The organism is Blastococcus sp. SYSU D00922 (assembly GCF_054050495.1).
Genome location: NZ_JBJGZL010000010.1, coordinates 148,567 through 159,351, shown reverse-complemented (window position 1 = coordinate 159,351; position 10,785 = coordinate 148,567). Strand labels below are relative to the sequence as shown.

Here is a 10,785-nt window from a genome sequence, read left to right as displayed (position 1 = left end):
CCCAGCCGCCGCGCCCGACCCCCCCCCCCCCCCCGCGGGCGGGCGCGCCCGCCCCCCCGGCCGCGGCCCCCCCCCCCCCCCCCCCCCCCCCCCCCCCCCCCCCCCGCCGCGGTGAGCGCATCCGCCGCGGCCACGGCGGCCCGGTTCAGCGTCTGGGCCCCCTGCGAGCCCCCGAAGACCAGCAGCGTGGGCCGGTCGGCGTCCAGGCCGAACTCGGCCCGCGCCTCGGCGCGCAGGGCGGACCTGTCGAGCGAGGCGATGGCCCGCCGCAGGGGCATGCCCACGTGCTCGGCGTGGCGCAGCGGTGTGCCGGGCGCCGTCACGCCCACGCGCGCGGCCAGCCGGGCCCCGACCCGGTTGGCCAGCCCCGGCAGGGCGTTCTGCTCGTGCACCACCACCGGCACCTTCGACCGGCGGGCGGCCAGATAGGCCGGCAGGGCGACGTAGCCACCGAACCCGACGACGACGTCGGCGGCCAGCTCGTCGAGCAGCGCGCGCGTGTCGGCGACAGCTCGGCGGACGCGACCGGGGACCCGCAGCAGGTCGAGGGTCGGCTTGCGCGGCAGCGGCACCGGGGGGATCAGGCGGAGGTCGTAGCCGCGGGCCGGGACCAGCCGGGTCTCCATGCCGCGGGCCGTCCCCAGGCAGGTGATGCGCAGCTCCGGGTCGCGGCGGCGCAGCGCGTCGGCCAGCGCCAGCATCGGCTCGATGTGCCCGGCGGTGCCGCCCCCGGCGAGGACGACGCTCGACAGGTCGCTCATCGGGGACCTCCCGGCCGGCGCGGGGCCCCCGAGGGTGGCAGCCGGCGACCGGAACCCGGGCCGACCGGACGGCGCTCGCGCGGGGTCACCACGCGAGATCGCGGCTCGTCCCGGACCGGCACGGGCGCCGGCGGGAGGTCGCGCGGGGGCACGCGGCGCGGCGGACCGGACCGCGTGTGCACCACCGTGCGGCCGGGCCCGCCGACCGTGCGTGCGGGCTCGCGGTCCTCCGGCCGGCGGCGGGGCCGGACCGGGTCGACGGCGGCGGCCGGCACGGGCAGCAGGAAGCGGGCCACCCGGCCGCGCTCCTGGCGGCGCTGGAACTCGATGGCGGCGGGCTCGGCGCGGGCCAAGCGGGCGAGCAGCCCGACGATGAAGAGGGTGAGCACGAGCGACGTCCCGCCGGCCGAGATGAGGGGCAGCTGCACGCCGGTCACCGGCAGCAGGCCCACGACGTAGCCCATGTTCATGGCGGCCTGGCCGACCAGCCAGACGGTGATCGCCACGCTGGCCAGCTGCACGAACCGGTCGGCGGAGCGGCAGGCGATCCGGAAGCCGGCCCAGGCGAGGACGCCGTAGAGGACCACGACCACCAGGCAGCCGAGGAAGCCGAGCTCCTCGCCGATGATCGCGAAGATGTAGTCGGACTCCGCGTGCGGCAGCAGGTTCCACTTCATGGCGCTGTTGCCCAGCCCGACGCCCCAGAACCCGCCGGTGGCCAGCGCGTACATGCCGCGGATGGCCTGGAAGCCGCCGTCGGTCGGATCGGCGAACGGGTCCATGAACGCGGTGATGCGGGCCATGCGGTAGGGCGCCAGCTTCACCATCGCGGCGAGGATCACGGCGGCGGCCGCGACGAACCACCCGAACCAGCGCAGCGGCATCCCCCCGCCCCAGAGCAGGCCGACGAGCACCAGGCCGAGGCTCACCACCGCGCCGAAGTCGGGCTCGGCGATGAGCAGCAGCGAGAGGATGCCGAACACCGGCAGCACCGGGACGAGCAGCGACGTCGTCGTCAGGTACCGCTCGCGCAGCGCGAGGACGTGGGCGCCCCACAGGGCGAAGACGAGCTTGGCGAGCTCGGAGGGCTGGAAGTAGGTGACACCGAGGTCGATCCACTGGCGGGCGCCGTTGAGCTCGGCGCCGATGCCGGGGATCAGGACGACGAGCAGCAGCCCGAAGCTGGCCAGCAGGGCGATCGGCGACCAGCGCCGGATGAAGCCGACGGGCATGCGCAGGGCGGCGAACATGGCCACCAGGCCGACGCACGCCAGCGCCACCTGCTTGACCCCCGGCGCCCACGCCGGCTCGTCGGCCAGGGCCGCCTCGATGGCAGAGGCGGAGAAGACCATCACCAGGCCGATCGCCAGCAGCAGACCGGCGGAGCCCAGCACCAGGTGCGAGCTGGTCATGGGCCCGTCGAGCCAGGCGGGTCCGCGGAAGCGCGGCTCGCGCTCGTGACGGGTCGGCGTAGCCCGTTCCCGGGCGGCGGTGCGCTCGCTGCCCGTGGGGCGCGGACGGGTGCTCGTGGTCATCGGGGACCACCCGACCCGGCGCGACGCATGGGCCCATCGTGACGGGTGTGACTCGCGGTCCCCGCGAACCCCCGCGCGTGTCGCGGGAGGAACAGGGCCGGTGACGGCCCCCTCACAGTGCCCCGTTCGCTGCCGCGGGACGCTCCGCTCCTCGCTCGCTGGCGCTCGCTGCGATGCTCACGTCCCTGTCCGCTCACAGTCCGACGAAGCCGAGCCAGTCGGCGTAGAACAGACCGATCCCGAAGGCCACGGCCATCGCCGTCACCAGCCAGAAGCGCACGATGACGGTGTTCTCCGTCCAGCCCGCGAGCTCGAAGTGGTGGTGCAGCGGCGCCATCCGGAACACCCGCCGTCGGGTGGCGCGGAAGAAGGCCACCTGGATGACCACCGACAGGGTCACCGCGACGAAGAGCCCGCCCAGGACGATCAGCAGCAGCTCGGTCCGGGTGACGATGGCCAGCCCGGACAGCAGGCCGCCGAGCGCCAGGGAGCCGGTGTCACCCATGAAGATCCGCGCCGGGCTGGTGTTCCACCACAGGAACCCGAGGCAGGCGCCGAGACCCGCGGCGGCCACCAGGGTGACGTCGAGCGGGTCGCGGACGGTGTAGCAGCCCTCGATCAGCTCGTTGGCGCAGTCGTGGGTGAACTGCCAGAACGAGATGAAGACGTAGGAGGCGAACACCATCGCCGACGCGCCGGCCGCCAGCCCGTCGAGCCCGTCGGTCAGGTTCACCGCGTTGGAGAAGCCGGCGATGAACAGGTACGCGAGGATCACGAACGCGATCGAGCCCAGCGCGAACGGGGCGATGTCCCGCACGTAGGAGACGACCGTCGAGGCGGGCGTGATGCCGTCGGTATTGGGGAAGTTGATCGCCATCACCGCGAAGGCCACGCCGACGACCAGCTGGCCGACGAGCTTGGCCGTCTTGTTCAGCCCGAGGCTGCGCCGGTGCCGGATCTTGAGGTAGTCGTCGAGGAACCCGACGGTGCCCATGCCGACCATCAGGAACAGCAGCAGGAGCCCGCTGGCGGTGAAGCCCCAGTTGTCCTGGTCGCCGAGGAACAGGTGGGCGATCACGTAGCCGCCGACCGTCGCGCCGACGATCACCGTGCCGCCCATCGTGGGCGTGCCCTTCTTGGACAGGTGGCTCTCGGGGCCGTCGTCGCGGATCTCCTGGCCGAGGCCCTGCCGGCGGAAGGCGCGGATGGCCAGCGGCGTGAGCAGGATCGAGATGATCAGGCTGAACCCGGCCGCGATCAGGACCGACCTCATGCGCCGGCCCCACCCGTCGGGACGTCGGCGGTCAGCAGGTCGGCGGCGAGCAGCTCGAGCCCGTAGGCGCGGCTGGCCTTCACGAGGACGACGTCCCCGGGACGGAGCACCTCCGAGAGCAGCTCGCGGGCAGCAGCCCGGTCCGGCACGTGCACCGACTCCTCTCCTGCGCGGCGGCCCCCGGCAGCCGCGCCTTCGGCTATGCCTACCGCATCGGCGCCCACGGCGACGACCAGGTCGACGCCCGCGGCGGCCGCGTCCCGGCCCAGCCGCTCGTGCTCGGCCGGGGCGCCGGGCCCCAGCTCCCCCATCGCGCCCAGCACGGCGATCCGGCGGGTCGCGGGCATCCCCACGAGCGCGGCCAGCGCGGCCCGCATCGACTCGGGGTTGGCGTTGTAGGCGTCGTTCACCACCGTCACGCCGTCGGCCCGCCGGTCGACCTCCATGCGCCAGCGGCTGCGGGCGGTGGCGGCCGACAGCGCCGCGGCGACGTCGGCAGGGGCCATGCCGGCGGCGATCGCCGCTCCGGCGGCCGAGAGCGCGTTGGCGACCTGGTGCTGACCGACGACCTGCAGCGCCACGGGGTGCTCCTCACCCGCGGTGACGAGCGTGAACCGGGGTCGCGCGGCGTCGTCGAGCGCGATGCCGGTCGCGCGGACGTCGGCGTCCTCGCCGAGCCCGGTGGTGACGACCGTCGCGGCGGTGCGCGGGGCCATGCCGATCACCCGCGGGTCGTCGGCGTTGAGGACGGCGGTGCCGTCCGCCGGCAGGGCCTCCACCAGCTCGCCCTTCGCCTGTGCCGTGCCCTCGGGGCTGCCGAACTCGCCCAGGTGGGCCGACCCCACGTTCAGCACCACGCCGATGCGCGGGCGGGCGACGCGGCAGAGCCGGGCGATGTGCCCCACCCCGCGGGCGCCCATCTCCAGGACGAGGAAGCGCGTGGAGGCGTCGGCGTCCAGCACCGTGAGCGGCAGGCCGATGTCGTTGTTGTACGACCCGGGCGGGCTCACGGTCGGCCCGGCCGTGGCCAGCACCTGGCCCAGCAGGTCCTTGGTGGACGTCTTGCCCGAGGAGCCGGTGATCCCGAGCGTGACGAGGCCGCCCTGGACGAGCCGGGCGTGCACCCCCGAGGCGAGCCGGCCGAGTGCGGCGACCGGGTCGTCGACGACCACGGTCGGCAGGGCGTCGTCGGTCCGGGTGGCCAGCGCCGCCACCGCACCGGCCGCGGACGCCGCGCCGAGGAAGTCGTGGCCGTCGACCCGCTCCCCCGCGACGGCGACGAACAGGTCCCCGTCCCCCACGGTGCGCGAGTCGAGGGTGACCTTGCCGGTCACGCGGACGTCGGCGGGACCGGTCAGCCGGCCACCGCTCAGGTCGGCCACCTCGGCCAGCGAGAGCTCGATCATGCCGGCGCCCCCGCCAGCACCTCGCGGAGCACGTCGCGGTCGTCGAAGGGGTGCACGGTGCCCGCGATCTCCTGACCTGTCTCGTGACCCTTGCCCGCGACCAGCAGCGTGTCGCCCGGGCGGGCCAGGCCGACCGCCACCGCGAGGGCGTCCCTGCGGCCGGCCACCTCGTGCACCTCGGCCCGCCGGTCGGCGGGCACGTCCTGGACACCGGCCAGCATGGCGGCGCGGATCGCCGCCGGGTCCTCCGACCGCGGGTTGTCGTCGGTCACCACGAGGACGTCGCTGCCGGCCGCGGCGGCCGCGCCCATCGCGGCCCGCTTGCCCGGGTCGCGATCTCCACCGCAGCCGAGCACGGTGATCAGCCGCCCCGTCGTCGCGGCCCGCAGCGCGTCCAGCGCCGTGGTGACGGCGTCGGGCGTGTGGGCGTAGTCGACGACGGCGACGAACGGCTGACCGGCCTCCACCGGCTCCATCCGGCCCGGGACGACGGTGGCGGCGATCCCGGTCATCGCGTCCTCCACGGCGACGCCGACCGCGTCGAGCAGGGCCACGGCGAGGACGGCGTTGGCCACGTTGAACAGCCCCGGCAGCCGGAGCCGGCCGGGCACGGTGCGGCCGTCCGGAGCGGTGAGCGTGAAGGTCGACCCCCCGTCGGCGGCCGGCGCCACGTCGGTCGCCGTCCAGTCCGCCCCGCCGGTGATCGAGACGGTGGCGGCGTCCGGGCGCAGCACGGCCAGCCGGCGGCCCGCCTCGTCGTCGACGGTGACCAGCTCGCGGGCGGCCCGCCCGTCGAAGAGCATCGCCTTGGCCTGGAAGTAGTCCTCGAGGGTCTCGTGGAAGTCGAGGTGGTCGCGGCCGAGGTTGGTGAAACCCGCGGCGGCGAACCGGACCCCGCCGACGCGGCCGAGCACCAGCGCGTGGCTGGAGACCTCCATGACCACGGCCGTCACCCCGGAGGAGGCCATCGTGGCGAGCAGCCCGTGCAGGGCCGGCGCCTCGGGGGTGGTGCGCACGCTGGGGAAGGCCGTCTCGGTCGGCGTGCCGTCCGAGGCGCGGCCGCGGGTGCGGGTCTGCACGGTGCCGATCAGGCCGGTGCCGAGCCCGGCGGCGGCCAGCCCGGCCTCGACCAGGTAGGCCGTCGTCGTCTTGCCGTTGGTGCCGGTGATGCCGATGACGCGGAGCGCGCGGCTCGGCTCGCCGTAGACGCGGTCGGCCACGAGGCCGAGCACGGCGCGCGGGTCGTCGACCACGCACACCGGCAGCCCGGTGGCGCGCGCGGCGTCCAGGCCGGTGGGGTCGGTGAGGACGGCGACCGCGCCGCGCCCGGCGGCGTCGGCGGCGAACCGCGCGCCGTGGGTCCGCGCGCCCGGCAGGGCGGCGTACAGGTCACCGGGCCGGACGTCGCCGGAGGCGAGGGTGACGCCGGTGACGGTCGTGCCCTCCGCGCCCCCCGTCGCGGGGACGCCGACGAGATCGGCCAGGTCGGCCAGCGTCACGGGGTGGGCCGGGGTCACGGGACTCCAATCTACCGGCGGGACACCGGCGGGCCCGCACAGCAGGGCCGTCGCGCCCGTGGCGGACGCCGGGCGCGGCGGCGTGCGGGGAGGGTGGGGCTCAGGGGGTGGGAGTGATGACGAAGTCCGGTCGCGCGGCGCCGGACGGGACGACGCCGTCGGCAGTCAGCGCGAACCGCATGATGTCGGCGAACACGGGCGCCGCGACCTGACCGCCCTCCGCCTCGCTGGTCGGGCGCTCCAGGTCGACGGCGACGACGTACTGCGGGTCGTCGGCCGGCGCGAAGCCGACGAACGTCGTCACGTAGCCGCCGCCCGCGTAGCAGTTGCACTCGGGGTTGGCCCGCTGCGCGGTGCCGGTCTTGCCGGCGACGCGGAAGCCCTCGATCTGGCCGCGGGGCGCGGTTCCCTCCGGCCCGACGACCGCCTCGAGCATGTAGGCCATCTCGCGCGCCGTGTCCTCGCTGATCACCCGCGTGCCCTCGGGGTCCGGCGTCTCGGTCACCCGGCCGTCCGGGTCGGTGACCGACTCGACGATCCGCGGGGCGATCCGCACGCCGTCGTTGGCGATGGCCTGGTAGACCGAGGCCATCTGCAGGGTCGTCACCGAGACGCCCTGGCCGATGGCGACGTTGGCGGCGCGGATGCCGCTCCAGTCGTCGGAGTCCTGCAGGATGCCGGCGCTCTCGCCCGGCAGCTCGATGCCGGTGGTGTCCCCGATGCCGAACGCGCGCAGGTAGTGCTCGAGCTTCTCGTCGCCGACCTCGCGGGCCAGCATGATCGTGCCCACGTTGCTGGACTTGGCCAGGATGCCGGTGACCGTCCAGTCGATCGGCGCGTGGTCGTGCGCGTCGGTGACCACCTTGTCGCCGGCCTCGATGTGGCCGTTGACGGAGAGCACGGTGTCCGGCTCGGCGACACCCTCCTCCAGCGCGGCCGACATGGTGACGGCCTTCATCACCGAGCCCGGCTCGAAGACGTCGGAGAGCACCGGGTTGCCGAGGAGGTCCGGGTCGGTCTGCGAGTAGTTGCCCGGGTCGTACCCGGGGCACGACCCCATGGCCGCGACCTCGCCGGTGCGGACGTCGAGCACCACGGCCGACGCCCGGGTCGTCGCGCCGTCGGCGCAGGCCTCCGCGAGCCGCTGCTCGGTGACGTACTGCAGGTCCTGGTCCAGCGTGAGGGTGACCGAGTCGCCGTCGGTGGCCGGCGTGGACTCGTCGATGCCGGACGGGATCGGGTTGCCGCCGCTGCCGACCTCCACGCGGCGGGTGCCCGGCGTACCGGCCAGCTCGTCCTGGAAGGTCTGCTCGATCCCGGCCAGCCCGGCGCCGTCGCGCCCGACGAACCCGACCACCTGCCCGCCGACGGTGCCGGCCGGGTAGAGCCGGACCGGGTCGTCCTCGAGGAAGATGCCGAACAGCTCCAGCGCCTCGATGGCGTCGGAGGTCTCCGGCGGCACCTGGGTGGCGAGGACGACGTAGCGGCTGTCGGCCGACAGCTTCTCGGTGAGCTCGGGCACCGGCGTGCCCAGCAGCGTGGTCAGCGCCAGGGCCGTCCGCTCGGGGTCCTCGACGACCTCGGGGTCGGCGACCACCTTCGAGGCGTCGACGGTGTAGGCGAACGGGTGGCCGTCCCGGTCGAGGACGGCGCCCCGCAGCGCGGCCACCGGGTAGGTCTGCAGGCGGTCCTGCTCGGCGGCGTTGGCGTAGGCCGCCCCGTCGACGCCCTGGAGGATCGCCAGCCGGCCGACGACGAGGACCAGCAGCAGCACCATGAAGGCCAGGCCCCACTGGTTGCGCAGGGTCCGCTGACCGACCGACAGGCCGACGCCGCTGCGCCGGCTGCCGGGAGCCCGGCGGGGCGTGAAGGGACCGGGCCGGCCGATCGGCCGGGGGCCGCTGCCGCGCGGAGGAGTCGGCACCGGTCAGTTCCCGCCCTGGGCGGCCTCGCCGTCGGCGCCCTCGGCGGGCACCGGCGTGCCGCGCAGCACGGATCCGCCGTCCTGGTCGATCACGAGGTAGGCGGCCGGTCCGGCGGGGACCAGGCCGGCCGCGACGGCCGCCGCGGCGATCTCGGCCGGCGTGCCGCCGCTGACCACCTGCTGCTCGAGCCGCTGCACCTCCTGGGCGCGGGCGGCGTTCTCCGCCCGCAAGTCCGTGGCCTTGAGCGAGTCCACGGCGATCGCGGTGTTGAGGACCAGCAGGCCCAGCGTGGTGCCCACGAGCATCGCCACGACGAGGAGCACGAACGGCGCCCGCGGGTGGCGCAGCGCCCGCGGCGCGCGCCGGCCGCGCGTGCGCGCGGCGGGCGCCGACGGGACCAGGCGCAGCTCGGGACGCGGGGTGGCCCGGGGTGCGGTGCGGGCCTGGACGCGCGGGCTCGCGGGAACTCGGGCGGTGGCGCGGGTCATGCGGCCCTCCGGATGCGTTCGGCGGCTCGGACGCGCGCGGACGCGGCCCGGGGGTTGGCGGCGAGCTCGGCCTCGGAGGGGGCCTCGCCGCCGCGGGTCAGCAGGCGCAGCACCGGCCCCAGCTCGGGGACGGGCATGGGGAACTCCGGCGGGGTCCGGTCGACGGCGTCGGCGGCGAGCGTCTGCTTGACGATCCGGTCCTCGAGCGAGTGGAAGGTGATGACGACGAGGCGGCCGCCGACGGCGAGGGCGTCGATCGCGGCGGGCAGCGCGCGCTCGAGGGCGCCCAGCTCGTCGTTCACCTCGATGCGCAGGGCCTGGAACGTCCGCTTGGCCGGGTGCCCGCCCGTGCGGCGGGTGGCCGCCGGGATGGCCTCCCGGACCAGCTCGGCGAGCCGGCCGGTGCTGGTGAAGGGCTCGCGGGCGCGCTCGCGGTCGATGGCGGCGGCGATGCGCGCGGCGAAACGCTCCTCGCCGTACACCCGCAGGACGCGGGTCAGCTCCTTCGGCGAGTAGGTGTTGACGATGTCGGCGGCGGTCCGGCCGGTGCCCGGGGTCATCCGCATGTCCAGCGGGGCGTCGGCGGAGTAGCTGAAGCCGCGGTCGGGGCGGTCGAGCTGCAGCGAGGAGACGCCGAGGTCGAACAGGACCCCCTGCACCTCGTCGATGCCGAGGCGGTCGAGGACGTCGGGCAGCTCGTCGAAGACGGCGGGGACGAGGGTGACGCGGTCGGAGTGGCCGGCGGCCTCGATGCGGCGGGCGGCCTCGGCGCGGGCGTCCGGATCGCGGTCCAGGCCGATCAGCCGGAGGCCGGGGTGGGCGTCGAGCATCGCCAGCGAGTGGCCGGCCAGGCCGAGGGTGGCGTCGACCAGCACGGCGCCGTCGGCGGCGCAGGCGGGGCCGAGGAGCTCGGTGACCCGCTCGAGCAGCACGGGCACGTGGACGGGGCGCGCGGGCTCGGGGCGGGCGGGCTCCGGCAACGCAGCATCCGTGCTGCTCATCGTGACTGCCTTCCGAGGGGATCCGGGCGTGCTTCCCGGAATGGTGCCGCGCTGACGGGCCCGGGGGTGGGACGCAGCGGTTCCGGTGGAGCGGGGTGAGCGAGGGGTTCGGTCCTGGGGCTGGTGGGGCGGGGTGGAGGTAGTGGGGCGTGGTGGAGACCTCGGGGCGGGAGCCCGTCCCCCGCGGGGGCCGCCTGGCGTCGGGGAAGAGCGTCAGGAGGCGTCCCGCGGGGGCTCGGGGTGGTCCGCCCACCCGGGACGGGCGTCGGGCGAGGACGTGGGACCGAGCCGCGGGGAAGGCGGCTGGGGCCCGGGCCGGTCGAGCCGCGGGGAAGGCGGTTCGAACGGGAGGTGTCCTCGAGCGCCCGCGAACGGGTGGAGGCGTTCCCGGGATCACGACAGCGTCGGCATCCCCTCGCTCTCCATGTCGGCGTAGGCCGCTTCCAGCTCGGCCACGTAGGCCTCCCAGTTGGCGGCGTCCCAGATCTCGAAGCGGGTGTCGACACCGACGACGACGACGTCGCGGTCGAGCCCGGCGTACTCGCGGAGGCTGGCCGGGATGGTGATGCGGCCGGTCTTGTCGGGCTCCAGCTCCACCATCGAGCCGAAGCTCATGCGGGCGGCCATGCGCGCCCGGGCGGTGTCGGAGGGGGCCATGGCGGCCATGGCGGCGCTCTGCTCGGCGACCCGGGCCATGGTCAGCCCGTAGATGCAGCGCTCCTGGCCCTTCTTGATCACCATGCCGTCGGCCACCTGGTCGCGGAACCGGACGGGGAGGGCGAGCCGGCCCTTCTCGTCGAGCCGCAGCGGATAGCTGCCGACGAACACCGGATCACCTCCCGCATCTGTCCTCCACTGGCTCCGCAGCGACCCCTGGCC

Annotated in this window: 9 protein-coding genes; all 9 read right to left on the bottom strand. The window is 75.5% G+C overall.

Going from position 1 to position 10,785, the window contains the following annotated elements; all coding sequences use genetic code 11:
- Positions 1–761 (bottom strand): UDP-N-acetylglucosamine--N-acetylmuramyl-(pentapeptide) pyrophosphoryl-undecaprenol N-acetylglucosamine transferase (locus ACI78T_RS15445; RefSeq protein WP_456558996.1); only part of this gene is annotated, 761 nt, incomplete at its 3' end.
- Positions 758–2,296, bottom strand: a complete 1,539-nt coding sequence (gene ftsW, locus ACI78T_RS15440) for a putative lipid II flippase FtsW (RefSeq protein ID WP_456558995.1) — start codon at positions 2,294–2,296, stop codon at positions 758–760. The genes ACI78T_RS15445 and ftsW, both read right to left, overlap by 4 nt.
- 193 nt (positions 2,297–2,489) lie before the next feature.
- The gene (gene mraY / locus ACI78T_RS15435) at positions 2,490–3,569 is read right to left on the bottom strand and encodes a phospho-N-acetylmuramoyl-pentapeptide-transferase (protein WP_456558994.1); all 1,080 of its coding nucleotides are present in this window, start codon (positions 3,567–3,569) and stop codon (positions 2,490–2,492) included.
- Positions 3,566–4,975, bottom strand: coding sequence for a UDP-N-acetylmuramoyl-tripeptide--D-alanyl-D-alanine ligase (locus ACI78T_RS15430; protein ID WP_456558993.1), 1,410 nt, complete (start codon positions 4,973–4,975; stop codon positions 3,566–3,568). Before ACI78T_RS15430 ends, mraY begins: the two co-directional genes overlap by 4 nt.
- Positions 4,972–6,492: a UDP-N-acetylmuramoyl-L-alanyl-D-glutamate--2,6-diaminopimelate ligase gene (locus ACI78T_RS15425; RefSeq protein ID WP_456558992.1), complete on the bottom strand. Its 1,521-nt coding sequence runs from the start codon at positions 6,490–6,492 to the stop codon at positions 4,972–4,974. The genes ACI78T_RS15430 and ACI78T_RS15425 overlap by 4 nt, the downstream gene beginning before the upstream one ends.
- Before the next feature lie 100 nt (positions 6,493–6,592).
- A complete protein-coding gene (locus ACI78T_RS15420) occupies positions 6,593–8,416 on the bottom strand; it encodes a peptidoglycan D,D-transpeptidase FtsI family protein (protein ID WP_456558991.1) in 1,824 nt (607 codons plus the stop codon).
- 3 nt (positions 8,417–8,419) lie between these two features.
- Positions 8,420–8,905 (bottom strand): hypothetical protein, encoded by a 486-nt coding sequence (locus ACI78T_RS15415; protein WP_456558990.1) that lies wholly within the window; start codon positions 8,903–8,905, stop codon positions 8,420–8,422.
- Positions 8,902–9,906 (bottom strand): 16S rRNA (cytosine(1402)-N(4))-methyltransferase RsmH, encoded by a 1,005-nt coding sequence (gene rsmH, locus ACI78T_RS15410; RefSeq protein ID WP_456558989.1) that lies wholly within the window; start codon positions 9,904–9,906, stop codon positions 8,902–8,904. The genes ACI78T_RS15415 and rsmH overlap by 4 nt, the downstream gene beginning before the upstream one ends.
- A gap of 393 nt (positions 9,907–10,299) precedes the next feature.
- Positions 10,300–10,734 carry a division/cell wall cluster transcriptional repressor MraZ gene (gene mraZ, locus ACI78T_RS15405; RefSeq protein ID WP_456558988.1) on the bottom strand — a complete coding sequence of 145 codons (435 nt, stop codon included), beginning with the start codon at positions 10,732–10,734 and terminating at the stop codon, positions 10,300–10,302.
- Between the last annotated feature and the right edge of the window lie 51 nt (positions 10,735–10,785).